Annotated in this window: 10 protein-coding genes; 4 read left to right on the top strand and 6 right to left on the bottom strand. The window is 62.3% G+C overall.

The window, feature by feature from the left end:
• Window positions 1–334: 334 nt before the first annotated feature.
• The 5 genes from JMY24_RS07030 to JMY24_RS07010 form a co-directional block, all read right to left on the bottom strand.
• Entirely contained in the window at window positions 335–562 is a 228-nt protein-coding gene (locus tag JMY24_RS07030; RefSeq protein WP_128597921.1) for a hypothetical protein, read from the bottom strand.
• A gap of 160 nt (window positions 563–722) precedes the next feature.
• Window positions 723–920, bottom strand: a complete 198-nt coding sequence (locus tag JMY24_RS07025; protein ID WP_128597922.1) for a hypothetical protein — start codon at window positions 918–920, stop codon at window positions 723–725.
• Between the two features lie 99 nt (window positions 921–1,019).
• Window positions 1,020–1,526 (bottom strand): phasin family protein, encoded by a 507-nt coding sequence (locus JMY24_RS07020; RefSeq protein ID WP_128597923.1) that lies wholly within the window; start codon window positions 1,524–1,526, stop codon window positions 1,020–1,022.
• Window positions 1,527–2,214: 688 nt separating this feature from the next.
• The gene (locus JMY24_RS07015; protein WP_128597924.1) at window positions 2,215–2,838 is read right to left on the bottom strand and encodes a hypothetical protein; all 624 of its coding nucleotides are present in this window, start codon (window positions 2,836–2,838) and stop codon (window positions 2,215–2,217) included.
• Window positions 2,839–2,856: 18 nt separating this feature from the next.
• On the bottom strand, window positions 2,857–3,294 hold the full coding sequence (locus JMY24_RS07010; protein WP_201701668.1) for a peptidoglycan-binding domain-containing protein: 438 nt from the start codon (window positions 3,292–3,294) through the stop codon (window positions 2,857–2,859).
• Between the two features lie 1,021 nt (window positions 3,295–4,315).
• On the opposite strand from JMY24_RS07010, the gene JMY24_RS07005 reads away from it, so the two are divergent.
• Window positions 4,316–4,621, top strand: a complete 306-nt coding sequence (locus JMY24_RS07005; protein WP_201701666.1) for a DUF995 domain-containing protein — start codon at window positions 4,316–4,318, stop codon at window positions 4,619–4,621.
• Window positions 4,622–4,869: 248 nt separating this feature from the next.
• Here the strand turns inward: JMY24_RS07005 and JMY24_RS07000 are convergent, their stop codons facing one another.
• Complete coding sequence (locus JMY24_RS07000; protein ID WP_128597926.1) at window positions 4,870–6,828, bottom strand: serine/threonine-protein kinase; 1,959 nt, start codon at window positions 6,826–6,828, stop codon at window positions 4,870–4,872.
• A 280-nt stretch (window positions 6,829–7,108) separates the two neighbouring features.
• On the opposite strand from JMY24_RS07000, the gene JMY24_RS06995 reads away from it, so the two are divergent.
• From JMY24_RS06995 to JMY24_RS06985, 3 genes are all read left to right on the top strand, one after another.
• A complete protein-coding gene (locus JMY24_RS06995; RefSeq protein ID WP_328809176.1) occupies window positions 7,109–9,355 on the top strand; it encodes a CHAT domain-containing protein in 2,247 nt (748 codons plus the stop codon).
• A gap of 6 nt (window positions 9,356–9,361) precedes the next feature.
• A complete protein-coding gene (locus JMY24_RS06990) occupies window positions 9,362–11,038 on the top strand; it encodes a ShlB/FhaC/HecB family hemolysin secretion/activation protein (RefSeq protein WP_201701664.1) in 1,677 nt (558 codons plus the stop codon).
• Between the two features lie 122 nt (window positions 11,039–11,160).
• A complete protein-coding gene (locus JMY24_RS06985) occupies window positions 11,161–14,961 on the top strand; it encodes a two-partner secretion domain-containing protein (protein ID WP_201701662.1) in 3,801 nt (1,266 codons plus the stop codon).
• Window positions 14,962–14,986 lie beyond the last annotated feature (25 nt).

Genomic DNA, 14,986 nt, shown 5'->3' with positions numbered 1-14,986 from the left:
CATCGCGGTTGATCGCAGGGCGGATGCTGTTTCGGTTACGCTTGCTGCCGGGCGCGTCTGGCATTAGCCCGCGAGCCTACGTGGAGCCGATCCAGTCTCACCAGAAGTTCCGAACCCTGCTTCTGGATGTGGATAGATATGTTGGGTAGTGCAAGCACCGCGCGAATGCGCGTTCGCCAGTAGTCTGGTTGCATTACGACATTTGCCTTTGCGGTATTGTGGCCACAATCCAGATACTCCAATTCAGAGATCATCGTCTGGATATGAGTCAAGTCTTTTTCCGCGTGCGTTTGCGTTGACATAAGCGCTTGATGTTTCGCTGATTTATTGTTCGTCAGTGTTCGAAGGTCGTGAGGTTCGTACCGTTTTGCGCGCGACTTATCGCGCTGTCGCATAGGAGACCGTCACCGCCGGGACGAGACCAGGGGCACCAGTCGTGGTGATCCAGGTTCCTGAGTAACTCTGCACGGCGATATTCACGACGGTAGTGAGCGATTACGCCGGTTGCCGCAATCACCAGTACGAACATACCGATCACAACCCCAAGCCAGGATTCACCCATTGCAGTCTCCTTCGTTACGTCCAGTCTGCGATTACGGACCGGCTGACGGTGCACTACAGGCGTTTCTTCTATCCTTGCGTTGAACGTTCGTTTGAACCTTCGTTTGAACCTTCGTTCGAACCTTCGTTCGAACGACAGGCCGCAAGTCGACGGACGTTGCTCAACACATCCGCCCGACGGCTTTCAGGACGGCATGGCCTTGTGGGGTGATGCTTAGTTGCCGCTGTCCGGTCGTCAGTAGTTCAATGTTCACGAGTTGACGTGCCAGCAGTGTGTGAATTTCCTCTCGGTCGGGTCTGATCTGATCGGGTGCAGCGTTCACCAGCATCAAGGTGGTGAATTCATGCGGACTCAACATGCGTGCCTCCTCACGAAGCGGTATGTCTTCGAACTGACGGGTGAGTGCTGAAACCGATGTCCGGCGTCGCGATTACTGGCTGGACATCTTTGCATTGACCTATTTGATCGACGTGCCGGATCCCTTGGCAGTTTCGATGGCCTGCTTGGCCGCTTTGCGGACGGTTTCTCTCGCATCTTGGGATGTCGGGAAGGGCGATTTCAATACGGTGGTCGCGGCTTCTGTCCCTGCAGGTGCGTCCTTCACAAGGTTGTCTGCATGTGTTGGTGCAGTGTGATTCGCATGCTCGTAATGAGCCTCGGCAACCTTCGTCAATTCCGCATTGGTGTTCGACGCGATGTCGTATAGCTGGCGGCTGTATGAAAGAGCCTGTTCGGCTGCGGGCTGCATCAGACCTGCTTGCCACGTGAGGTATTCCTCGGGCGTCTTAACCGACAGCGCTTCATGCCAGTAAGCTTTGCTCGTCGCAAGTGCCGAATGAATAGTTTGCAGATTCAGTTCTGTCAGTCGCTGGAAGCTCTCGAATGTCGTATTCGTCAAGGCGAAGAGGGTGACAGCGTTGTCGGTCTGCGATGCGATGAATTGATCGGGTTCGAAAAGGCTCATTCATGCTCTCCTTAATTATCGTCATGGCCGTCAGGCAGAGAAAGGCCCGGCACGCCACCGGATCACCGGCGCCGCAAGGCTGTACCTGACTGAGCGGATGCATTTCCCAATAAGTGGAATCATTCTAACGTCGTGTAAGCAATATTTGGCATACTACTTCTGTAGGGGAATCCCCTACCTCCGAAGACATCAGAATGTCATCGGCGTACCCGGCGCACCTGTCCTGGTAGTTGGTGACAAACAAGGCTGACCCAGGAAGTTTTCAATCGGCTAGACAATCCAATCAAATGCTCGGACAACGAGTACCGAGACAACGATCAACGCAACAGTTCGCGATATGCGGGTGCAAATCGTCGTGAGCGACAAAAGCATCGGCATCCCGGTATCGCAACTTGGCCGTATGTTTGAGGCGTACGTTCAGCTAGCCATCCCCGAATGGCCGGTGGCGATCGGGTCTCGGCATCGAGCTGTCTGTCGTCCAGAACGCGGTTGATATGCATGGCGGCCGCGTCACCGCTGCAAGCGATGGAGTAGGGAAGTACCGGACAACATTGACACCTTCATTGGAGAGTTGCAGCTTGATGGATCGGTGCGCGGTCGTGCCGTGAGTGACCACAGACAGATAGTTAGGTATCCCGTATATTTAGTCGAAACGAACGCGCACTCAGAATGCCCTGGAAAACGACGCTCATTTCCAGAGCGCCTGAACGGCACCAATGGTTATGGAACTGAGAAACAGCGGCGGGAGTCGCTTGTGATGGTTGACCTCGATTTTGTCTTCCGCCGGTGTCCCTCCTTTGATAGCCTGGGGGAAGCCGTTGAAAAGATCGTCGGGGTTATGATCGTTGGAGGATAACCCGCAGGCATGGAACAATTCGTGGACCGCAATCAGCAGCTTTACTCCATCGCCGGCTGCGCGTCGGCCCAAATCACCGATTTCAGGAGTGGCCGGCACTACGATAAAGGCCTTCGCAATGCGCGCGACGCCGTTGAAGGAAAGCTTGACCTGCGATGTGTGCCCTGCGAGAGCTTTACCGTCCACAGATACCGAAAATGCCTGTCCGAATGCGGTGAAATTCACGCTGCCGGCGCCGGCTTCGAACTGTACATCCGCCCCGCCCGGGCCGTTTGAATCGGGTGCCTGAGTCGTTTGAGTCAGCACGACTCCGAGCGAGTGAGCGGTAGAGAGTCGGTTGAATTCCTTGATCGCGTTGGAAAACACACCGGACCATTTGCCGCCTGTTATGCTGCTGCCCGCGAAGACAGTCAACTGCTTTTTGCTCTTGACCGGATCGTCCCACGCGGTACCCACGCGACTCTCCTTCCAGTTTCAGACCGGCGCGCCGGTCTTTTGATCGAAGCGACAACAGACGCTTTCTATCATGATTCGCGTCTTTCTCTCGCGCTGTGCAATTTCCTTATCCAGGGCGGCGATAGTCATCTTGCCGACGATGTTATCGGCTCTGGTCTGATAGGCGCGGTTGATGATGTTGCGTTTTTGTTTATAAGCAAGCACGGCCGCGGCGGTAGACGGTCCGTATCGCTTTGCCTCTAACTCGAGCGCGACGATCTGCGCGCCGTCCAGACAGGCAAGCGCCGTCTGGATCTTGCCGACCGAATCCCCGACGCAACCGGGCGTGATGTGTGCCGGATCGGACGTGAGGCACGCCTGAAGCCGCGGATCGTTGCGAAACAGCCGTGAAAATAGATGCATTTTCCGTCCTTTGCATACCCGATTGCTAATTCGTTTCAGGCGGATCTTTTGCAATTTGCCGCTAGCTCTTTGGACGACGGGCGGGGTCCTGATAAGACGAGCTCCGACCCTCTTGTCGCTGTAGACGAATTCGCACGCGTGGTTTTGAAATCTGCGCGGGGCATCGAACCGTCCTACAAAAAGGAGTAGAACGTGAGTCAGGCGCTGCTTGTCTATGTCAACGCCGCCGCACCATGACAAAGTTCATTTGTAGGGCGCGCTTCGGGGGGATGCATGCGCCTGTGCCTACTGGATTTCACCTTTCCAGATCACTCGCCCTACACATCAACTGCGGGACTTCTGGAAGGCGTCCGTCGGGCAAACTTCCGATTGCTAAGAGCTGCGCCGATAGACTATTTTGTTGGAAGCTTGAGCCGGACATTTTGTCTCTTCTAAGCTGAGACCGACGATGTGGACTGGTACCACGTTGTGCCACCCGATTGGGACAATGGTTTTCCCCGCGGCGCTTGCGCTGCTTTGTCTCGATACCGCGCGGGCGCAGGAAACTCAATTTACGCGGCCTGGCGCCGTTTTGCCGGCATCGAGGTCCGCCCAACTTTTGATGCGGGAGTCCGGCTCCCGCATCCAGCGCGTAGATTTTGTTCTCGATCAGGCGTCCCAGCCGCGCGCTGAAGAGTCGGAGAAAAAACGCAAAGCGGAGCAACGCGCCGCCGCGGCGAAGGCAAAGCTCCACCCGAAGGCTGCTTCGGAAACGGCGGTTCCTGCAGCAAGCCGGTCACAGCAAGCGGCCAGTGCGCCCACGGCAGCGTCGACGGTCTCCGCGGCGGCTCTCCCGGGCGCACCACCTGCGTCCCAGCCAACTGCAATCGAGCCGACTGCAACCAGGCCGGCAACGGCGTTGCCGCAACCAGCGCACACACCGCAGCCGGCATCAGAGCCGCAGCAGACGCAAGCCAATACAAGTCCGCGAGCGCAGGCGGGTTCTGCCGGTCCCGACGATCAGCACGGGGCAGGTGCGGGGCGTCCTGCGCGACTTACTCGCGACCAATTGCTGGCGTTGTTGCCGGGCTCGACGATGCTACGAACCAATACGGCAGGCGCTCTCAGGCAGTGGGTCAATAAGCCCGACGGTACGCTCACCGTCTACTGGGGCGGCGGGGGCTTCCGCAACGGCGCGCACAGCGCGAGCGGCCGCTGGAACGTCACCGAGGAAGGTCGCTTGTGCCTGCACATAGACTGGGAGGATGTCCCCGAAAACTGGTGCCGCTTCCTCGAGCCGACAGCCAATGGCAACTACCAGCCGATCGCCGATATCGCCGATGCGAACTGGACACCGCCGCCAGACAAAACCAGTTGGCGTCCTTTGACGATTCATCACTAGCGGAACCGGCACGGCGGCGGGCCACGGTTAGGAGACAAAGGTCATGGGGCGTCGTCCACGCAAAGCACCGGATCGCTGACCAGGCAATCGGCATCTGATGCCGACGGCCCCATACCGGGCGCGTTTTCACAGACGTTTCCTGGACGGGTTGTTCGCGCTCCCCGCCAACAAGGCTGGCAAGGCAAGCAGACAACGCGAGCAGACAACGCGAGCAGAACATATGGTCCCGCCGAACATTGCGCGTGCGTTTATCCCGCCGGTTTGACGGCGTCGATGGTGAAGCTGGTCACGCCGAATTCATTGGGGCAGTCTGACGCGCCCGCTGCACAGAGCGGCTTGCCCGCAAACGGCGAGTACTGGGATGTGCGCCGCGTCGCGGCCTCGCGTTGGGCGTCCTCCGGAAAGGCGGCGAACACGGCTCCGGGTTTCAGGCCGGCCACAGAGAAATCGCGCGGCTCTGGCGACACCAGCACCAGAAACCGGTTGGGGCCTGGCGGCTCGCCCGCCAGCATCGGCCAACTCGCACGCGGCAGCGAGAGTGTCTGCCCGGCCGTGATCGAGTTGTTGCGGTCCAGTCCGTTCGGAAACAGCATCAAGTACTGATTGGACGGGTCAACCATGAACACATACACGTAGCCGGCGCGGTTGCTGCTCACCTTGAATTGCAGATGATCCTTGCCGATGCGGGCCGTCGTGCTGCGCAGTGTTCCGGTGACATGAATAGCGGGATCAGCCAGCGTCGCGATCCGCTCGAATTCGCTGCCGGGTGTGAAGGCCGCAAGTGTGTCCGGAGGCGGCGTTGGTGCCGCCTGAGACACCGGTGGCGGCGATGGGCTCACGGATGGCGCGACCGCAGCCATCCGGGCCGAGTGTGACGACGGCTCGGCACTGGTAAGTGAAGATGGAGGTGCAGAGCGGGGTGCCGTCGCGACCGGTGCCGACGAACGCGTTGCCATCCAGGCACCGACGGCCGCAAGCGCAACGACACAAACGGCGGCGCCGGCGATCAACCCGGTTCTGTTGCGATTCTTCGCGTCCGGCACGGCGGCTGCCGGCGGTTGTGGGCGGCGCTGTGTGCTGTTACGTTCGCCCATGGATTCGCCGCCGGCGCTCGAGGGATTGCGCAACGTCGCGCTCGACGATGAGCCGCGCACCTCGCCCACTCCAGATGCATCGCTGCCGCTCGCAATGTCGGCGGGATCCGGCATCGAAATACCCAGCTCTCTCGCGAGCACATGCACGCTCTGTGGGCGGCTTTCCGGACGCACGGCGAGCGCGTGGTCGATCGCACGCAGGAAACGCTCCGAATACCGGCCCGCCGCCGCATCGGCGAGCGGCACATAAGTGTCGCTCATCATGCGGCCGACCGAAGGCGGTGGCGTTTTACCAAGAATCGCAAAATACACCACTGCGGCGAGCGCGTAGACGTCGGTCCATGGCCCCTGCTTAAGCGCGGCTACTTCGGCGTATTGCTCGATCGGCGCATAGCCTGGCTTCAGAATGACCGTCAGCGCCTGCGTCATGTCGCCAATCACGCGCCGCGCCGCGCCGAAGTCGAGCAGAAGCGGGCGCCCGCCGCCTTTCAACAACATGATGTTGTCCGGCGCTATGTCACGGTGATAGCACTGTGCCGCATGCAGCACCGCGAGCGCGTCTATCAACGGAGTGAGCAGGCCGAACAGCCATGCTTCGTCTGGAGGCTTGGGCATGAGGCGCAAACCGTCGCGCAGCGTCATGCCCTCGTAGTACGGCATGACCATGTATGCCGTGCCGTTCGCTTCCCAGAACCGGTACACCTTGACGAGGGAATGGTGATCGAAGCGCGCGAGCAGTCGCGCCTCATTGATGAAGCTCTTGAGTCCCGCGCGGAAGGTGTCTTCATGACGCTGCGACCTGACCGACACTTCGGCTGTGCCGACGCGCGAGGCGAGCGCGGCCGGAATGTATTCCTTGATTGCGACGTTTCGCCCGAGCTGCGTATCGTGGGCGAGGTACACGATGCCGAAACCGCCTTCGCCGATCACGCTCACGATCTCGAACTCGCCGAGCCGCGTGCCGGCGGGCAGTGCGTGTTGTGCATTGCCAGCGGGCGTGGGTGGCCGGGTGACGACGGTGCGGTCCGGATCCGCTGCATCCGCGCCGCCTTGCTGAGCATCTGGCGCGGGCTGCCGCTGCACGATCACCGTTTTGTCGTCGGGGCTGCTCATCGGCTTTGGCTCCCTGGAGTATTCCATGACGAAGCACCGCGCACGCAAGCGTCACCGCCACGCGTGAGACGCGTGCATCTTTAAGACGATCAGCGCGACGATTTTTGAAAAACGGCGCGCAAGCAGGCGAATCCATTCGTTCAGCGCGCACGCCGGGATTTCAAAATCCGTGGGGCCAAATCGTTTACAACCATGTAGTCGAACTTCGCATGCAGCCGCAGGCCGTGTGCGCATTCCGTCCGCCAGCCGTTTCCTTTTACCGTCTTGCAGGATGTTAGACGTGAACGCGCGCGAAGGTCTGCCGAGCGGGATGGTGCGCATTGCCCTCAGGACGCTGTGCCGCCGTGCGGCGTTGAGCCTGCGTTGCGACGCGACGCTGCTAGCCGCGTCGCTCGCCTTCGGTTCGGCCGTGCTGCTTGCAGCAGGCGGCGCGCTCGCGGCTGACGTGTCCGTTCCCGTAGCAGAACGTTCCAGCAACACTGGGCTCGCGCCCGAATCTCCCGCTTTTCGCCAGGCCCTCGAACGCGAACGCGACGCCGAAACGCTCAATACGCTGACCGCGGAAGGGCGGCTTCTGTTGTCGCGCGATCGCGTCAAATTGCCTGCCTACGACTATTGCAGCATGTCGGTCGCGGCTGCGGAGCGCGGTGACTTCCGCGACAGCGTCAACGCCGCGGCGCGCGCGCTGGTAATCGCAGGCCAGACCAATAACGCCGACCTCGCGGCGCTCTCCAAGCGCGATCTGGCGATCGCCTACAGCTACGCGGGCGACCTCGACAACGCAGTGCGCTATGCACGCGACGCGCTCGCCTCCACGCCCAAGGCGCCCGAGCAGGTCTATGCGCCGGCCAACAAGGTGCTCGGCGACGTCGCGTTGCGCCGTGGCAATCCGCAGGAGGCGCTCGCCGCATACAACGACGCGCTCGCCACCGCGTCGCCGCGCTATAAGCCACTGGTTCTGCTGTCGATGACCAACGCCCGGATCGCAGCGGGCGACACGAGCACCGCGCGCACGACGTTCGACGCCGCTGGGCCGCCCGCAACCGCGGAGTTCGCGCCGGCCTATCAGCGAATCGAGGGCAACCTTCTGCTCGCCGAAGGCAAGCCCGATGACGCGAAACGCGCCTTTGAAGCGCTGCTAAAGCAAAGCGGCGCATCGAGCGACGCCGGCTACGACGCGTTATGGGCCTATGAAGGAATCGGCCGCGCGAACCTCGCGCTCGGCAATCGACCCGCGGCCCGCGAGGCATACCTCACGGCGGTCGGGGAAGCGGAGAAGATCCGCGCGCGCTTTCACAGCGATGAATTCAAGACCGGCCTTTTCGGCGACACGCAGACGGTGTTCGAACAGGCGATCGCGTTGACGCTCGAAACCGGCGATTACGAGAGCGCCTGGAATCTGTCCGAACGCAGCCGCGCGCGCGCGTTGCTCGACGTGGTGCGCAACCGCGTCGATGCCGGTGTGGACAACCTGCAATTGAACGGTCAGGTGCCGAGTCTCGCCGCGACGCGCAGCGCGCTGAAGCCGGACGAGGCGATTGTCGAATTTCATAGCCTCGAAAAATCGCTGGTTGTCTGGGTCGTGCGTCGCGACGGCCTGACCGGACACACGCTGCCGATCTCGCGCGCGGAGCTGAGCGCCGCCGTCACCGACCTGCGCAATGCCATCGTGCGCCGAAGTACGGCCGCGCTGACCTATGGCGACAAGTTCAACGCATTGCTGATCGGACCGCTCGGCCTGCGCCCGAACGAGCGACTCATCATCGTGCCGCACGACGCGCTTCACTATTTGCCGTTTCAGGCGTTTCACGACGCCAGCGGCTTTCTGATAGAACGTCATGCCATTGCGCTCGAACCGTCGGCGAGTATCGCGGTGCAACTCGAGCAACGACAGCAGAGGATCGCGAGCAACCTGGTCGCGTTCGGCAATCCGACCATCACGCCCGCGTTCGCATTGCCCGGCGCCGAAGCGGAAGTGAAGGGCGTCGCGCCGCTCTTCGCGCGCAACGAGGTGTTCCTGCATAGCGCGGCGACACGCGTGAGCTTTCGCGACAACGCGCCCGCTGGCCGAGTACTGCACGTCGCGACACACGCCCAGGCGGACACGCTCGATCCATTGCATTCGAGTATCTTGCTGGCACCTCCTGGACAGCCCGCCGACGGCCCCGACGTGCTGCTCGCGCGGGACATCTACAACCTTGAGCTCAAGGACGTCGCGCTCGTGACCTTGTCCGCGTGTGAAACCGGGCTTGGCCGGATCGCGCGCGGCGACGAAATACTCGGCTTCACGCGCGCGTTCTTCTATGCGGGCGCCACCAGCCTGATCGTGTCGATGTGGCCGGTCGCGGACGAATCGAGCGCGCTGACCATGCGCACTTTCTACGCACAACTGACCGAAGGGCGTGAGGCCATCGACGCGATGCGAACCGCGCAATTGACCGTACTCAAAAACCCGCGTTTCTCGCATCCGTTTTTCTGGGCACCGTTCGATCTGATGGGAGGCTGGCGCGTGACGATTGCGCGCTGAATGGCGATGATCCGAATCCGACTGATTGCCGCCGCTGTGTCCTGCACCAGCGCATTGGCGTGGGGGCAGACCTTGCCCAACGCCGGCAGCCTGCTCAACCAGACGCAGCCGCGCGACACTCGTCCCGCGCCGCCCGGTGGAGCGGCCGCACTGCCGGCCGTGCCACCCTCCGCGCCGCCCGGCGTGACTGCGCCCGGGCCGACGTTCGTGCTCAAGAGCATCTCGATCAGCGGCAACGATACGATTCTGGCTGACCAGTTGCTCGCGCCGGTGCGCGACCGGATCGGCACGGCAATTGGTTTCGCGGACATCGAGACAATTGCCGCGCGCATGACGCGCATTTATCGCGAGCGCGGCTATGTACTCGCGCAGGTGGTGATCCCGCCACAGGACGTCAGCGACGGCAATCTCCAACTGAGCGTGCTCGAAGGACGCGTCGGGCACATTAATCTGAACGTGGCGGCGGGCACGCCGGTGCGCGAGTCGCTGCTGCGTGAGCGAGTGGCTGCGATTCCCGTCGGCGCGCCGCTCCAGCAGCACGACCTCGAACGTACGATGCTGCTGCTCTCGGATTTACCGGGCATCGTGGTGTCGTCGGCGATCGAGGCCGGCAGCGAGGTCGGCACGGCCGATCTGACGATCAACGTCGCGCCCGCCAAACGCTGGAGCTTCGCCGCCGATATCGACAACTTCGGCGTGCCGTCGAGCGGCACCTGGCGGCTCGGCGCGCTGGCGAGGTTGAACTCGCCATTCATGATTGGTGACAACCTGGATCTGCGCCTGCTCGGCAGCGAGCGGCTCGACACCGCATACGGACGCGTCGGCTATGAAGCGCCCGTCAATCCGTACGGCACACGAGTCGGCGTCGCGGCGGCGCGGCTGAACTACGCGCTCGGCAAGGAGTTTTCGTCGCTCGATGCGCAGGGCGAAGCCACCGTCGTCGATCTGACGGTGACGCATCCGCTCGTGCGCGCCCGCAATGTCAATCTGCTCGGACGAGCGAACATCGAGTACCGCGACCTGATCGACAACATCGGCCTTGTTTCCCAGCACATTCACAGGTCGATGATCGAAGGCAGCGTCGGGCTCAGTTACGAGAGCCGTGACGGTTTGCTCGGCGGCGGCTTCAACAGTGCCGATCTGGCGTTGCTGGTCGGCTCGCTCCACTTCAAGTCGGAGGCGGACCAGGCGCTCGACCAATCGGCTCTTGGACGGAATACAGCCGGCACGGAAATGCGCGTGACGTTCTTTGCCAACCGGCTCAATGCGCTGACCGACAAGGCGAGTATTTTCGTGGGCGTATCCGGTCAGTATGCTGCGACGACGCTGGACAACTCGTCGCGCTTCCTGCTCGGCGGACCGCATGCGGTGCGCGCATATTCGCCTTCCGAGGCGCTCGTCGACGAGGGCTTCGTCGCGACCTTGGAGGGGCGTTACGCGGTGACGTCGCGGCTCACGCTCCTCGGTTTCTTCGACTTCGGCGCGGGCCGCTACAACGCGAACCCGCGACCGGCCGAGGGCGCCAACAGCATCACGCGCAGTGGAGTAGGCATCGGCGCATTCTGGGCCGCCCCGGCCGGGTTCTCCGTGCAAGGCACGATTGCGTGGCGCACGACCGGACCCGACACGACCAATAACGATCGCGTGCCGCGGATTTACGTGCAGTTGTCCAAGGCGTTTTAAGCCCGGGACGAACCATCGGACTTCCTCTTTTCCGGGCAGCGCTGCTGACGGACGAAGCGGAGCAACAGGAAAGGGCTTGTTCCAACGCGTGTAGCCGGGTCCGTCCGGCGCGGAGGTCTGCCATGAAAAAGCCGTGCAGTGTGCTATGGAGGCGTGCCTCGATTACCGCCGGGGCGGTGGCGCTGCTGCTCGCCGCGTCCTGCCCGCCATCGTTGCTCGCGAATCCGACCGGCGCTCAGGTGGTTTCCGGTTCGGTCAGCGTCACCTCGCCGAGCGGGGGGCAGATGAACATCGGGCAGAAGACGCCCAACGCGATCGTCAACTGGAATTCGTTTTCTATCGGCCCGAAAGAATCGGTCGTGATCGCGCAGCCGTCGGCGAGTTCAGCGCTACTCAATCGTGTGACCGGCAACGACCCGAGTGTCATCGCCGGGCGCTTGCAGGCGAACGGCAAGGTGTTTCTGGTGAATCCCTCGGGTGTGATCTTCGCGCAGGGGTCGGTGGTCAATGTTGGGTCGATGATCGCCTCGACGCTGAATATCGGGGACGCGGATTTCCTTGCCGGCAATTTCCATTTCGTAGGAGCGTCTCCGGGCGCTGTTGTCAATCGGGGTTCGCTCACTGCGCAGGCCGGAGGGACCATTGCGTTGCTCGGCGGCACGGTCAGCAACGCCGGGACCGTGGCCGCGCGGCTCGGCACCGTTGCGCTCGGCGCGGGCAGCGATATCACGCTCGACTTCGCTGGCGATGGCTTGACGACCCTCAAGATCAATCAGGGCGCCGCGAACGCGTTGCTCGGAAACACCGGCAGCCTGGCTGCGGATGGCGGCGTGGTTGTGATGAGCGCGCAGTCGGCCGATGCCCTTGCGGGGACCGTGATCAACCAGCAAGGCATCGTACGTGCGCACAGTCTGACCGAACGCAACGGCCACATCGTGCTGGATGGCGGCAGGAGCGGCGTGACGCAGTTGAGCGGCACGCTCGATGCAACCGGCGGCGCCGGGTTGACGGGCGGTCACATCGATGCCACGGGCTTCAACGTCGCGCTTCTGGACGGCGCGCATGTCGACGCGAGCGGTGCGGCGGGTGGTGGCAAGATTCGTTTGGGTGGCGGCGCAGGCGCCGCGGACCCCGACATCCGCAATGCGAACGGTGTCTGGATGGCGCCGACGGCGGACGTTCGTGCCGATGCGCTGGCGAACGGCAATGGTGGAAATGTGGTGGCGTTCAGCAATATCGTCAGCCGCATCTATGGCATGCTGTCTGCGACCGGCGGCCCGCAGGGCGGCGACGGCGGACTGATAGAGACGTCCGGGCACTATCTGGACACCACTGGGGCGAAGATCGACGCCTCTGCGCCTAAAGGCAAGGGTGGCACGTGGAAGCTCGACCCGCAGAATATCGATATCGTCCAGGCTGCGTCCGGCACTCCCGCGACCGAGACGCCCGGCAATAGCACAACGCCCACGATGTTCGAACCCGCGGGCGCGGATAGCGAGGTGGTCAGCTCGCTGATCACCACCGAACTGAACGCCGGAACTTCGGTGACGATTTCGACGGCCGGCTCAGCAGGCGTTGGGGCGCAACCCGGCGACATCCTCATCCTGACGCCAATCCAGAAGACGGCGACCGCCGCAAACGCCAGTGCGACACCGACGCTCACGCTCAGCGCACTCGGTTCCATCACGGATTCCGGGCAAGACATCACCTCGTTGTCAGGCCCGCTCAACGTGGTTCTGGAGGCAAATGTCAATGCGTCCACGGTCGGCACCGGTACCGTCAGTCTGACCAACGCGAATGTAGCCACCGGCGGAGGAAACTTTTCGATTGCCAACAACGGTCCGGTTAATCTCACCAACAGCAGCATCACGACATTGAATGGGGCCGTCTCAATTTCAGCCGCCGCCAACCAGGGGCCCGCCGCGGTAATTGACGGTTCCTCAATTACGACAACGAGCGGGAACATTACGTTGATCGGAACGAGCCGGGCAGCGGTTTCGTCCGGCGCTTCGGTTGACGGCGTCCGTATCGAAAATAGTGCCGGCACGGAAGGGCAACCCTCGCAAATTTCCACGGACACGGGCGTGGTATCCGTGTTCGGCAGCGCGACGGGGTTCAACGCATACGGGGTTCTGCTGACCGACGGCTCCTCCATTCGGTCTGTGAACGGCAATCGCATTGATCTTCGTGGGGCGGTGGCGGGCCCCACAGGAACGGAAGGCCCGACGAATCAGCTCTTCGACTATGGCGTCCTGATTCTGAACGGTAGCGTTCAGGCTCAAGGTTCCGGCAGCTCCGTCCTGCTCACCGGATCGACTAACACCTCGGACGCCGGCGTGGCGATTGGCGCCGTACCGCTGCCATCAGAGTCCGGTGATAACCCGGGACCGGTCACGATCACGGCTGGCGATCGGGGTTCCGTCATTTTGCGTGCCTCCAATGACGGCAGCACCAGCAGCCTGCTCAGTCGGTCCTCGCCCATCGACGGGTCCGCGACCATCGACGCACCTAACGGCACCCTGGTGTTGGCGCCCGCTTCGGTCGATGCATCGAACAATTTCGCCATTACCGCGCTCGACGCGACGACGATTAGCTTATTCGGCACGGGTGGAGGCTTCAGCATCGATCCATCGACAGTCCAGACGTTCGCGACGACCTTGCAGACAATCGTCCTCGGGTCCAGCACGCACACGGGTCCCATTACGGTGAACGGGCAATGCCCGTCGGGCAGCACCGCCTGCACCCCGGCGCGCCCCAGCTTCGCCACCAGCCTGACACTAGCCAATCCGGGCTCAGGCAGCCAGGGCATTACATTGCCCTTTGGCTTGTCGTTGCCCGGCAAAACGCTGACGCTGGCATCGGCGGGGCAGGTTACCGATCCCGGCGGCATTCAGGCGGCCGGGTTGATGCTCGCAGGCCCAGGTGCGTTCCTGTTGACCGACCCGCAAAACCAGGTCGGCGTGCTGTCGATGGTCGGCGCGGGCAGTGTCAACTTCCAGAATTCAGGCGGTTTCGTGATCGGTCCGGTCGTCAGTCGCACCTTCAATTCCGCATCCAGCACTGTAACGACGATCGACGGCACAAACTCCACGCTCACGGGCAGTCTCAACGCCCAGGCAGCCACGGGCAATATTGGGCTGGGCGGTGGCGCGGCGTCGCCCGGCGGACCGACTGGCGGAGCCAATACGAATCTGAACGCTGGCGGATCGATTGACCTCGTGATGGAAGGAGGCGTCTTCACTAATGCTGGAAGCGGGACGCTGAGCGCCGGCAACGCGTGGCGAACGTGGGCACTGACGTGGAATGGCGAAACGCGTGGAAACGTGCAGCCCAACACCGCGCAGCCCAACTTCTACGGATGCGTGTTCGGCTCCAGTTGCAGTTGGGGCGGCGTGGTGCCCGCGACAGGCAACCATTTCGTGTATATCGACCGGCCTGCGCTAACGGTCACTGCCGATGGCAAAACGCGTCCGATCGGCGCGGCCAATCCGCCATTTACGTACACCACGAGCGGCCTTATCAATGGGGACACCGCCGCGGGCGCGCTGAGCGGCAGCCTGAGCTCGGCTGCGACGCCGGCTTCGCCCGCCGGGCAGTATGCGATCGATCCGAATTTCGTGTCGAGCGTAGGTTACGTGGTGAACAACGTTGCGGGCACGCTGACGGTCGAGCAACTGGTTCCCCAGCCGGTCGCCCAAAGCGGCTTGCAAATCTTTTTCGGCAACGACGAGCGAACCTTTGTCTATGAAAACAACCTGCAAGGCACCAACATTTGCGTCGGCTCGAATCAGCCGCTCTTCACAACGGCGCCACCCGGCGATACGCAGGATCTGCTCGCCGTGGAATGGAAGCGCGTTCGCTCGCAACCGAATTTGAACAGCTGTATGGTGCTGACTGGTCAGCATGGTTGCGGAGATTTTTAGGCATGAGGGGCCAAGCCGCGCGAGA

The organism is Paraburkholderia kirstenboschensis, from assembly GCF_904848585.1.
In the GTDB taxonomy this organism is placed as follows: domain Bacteria; phylum Pseudomonadota; class Gammaproteobacteria; order Burkholderiales; family Burkholderiaceae; genus Paraburkholderia; species Paraburkholderia kirstenboschensis.
Note: the sequence above shows the minus strand (reverse complement) of the source record. Positions and strands in the feature narration are given on the sequence as shown.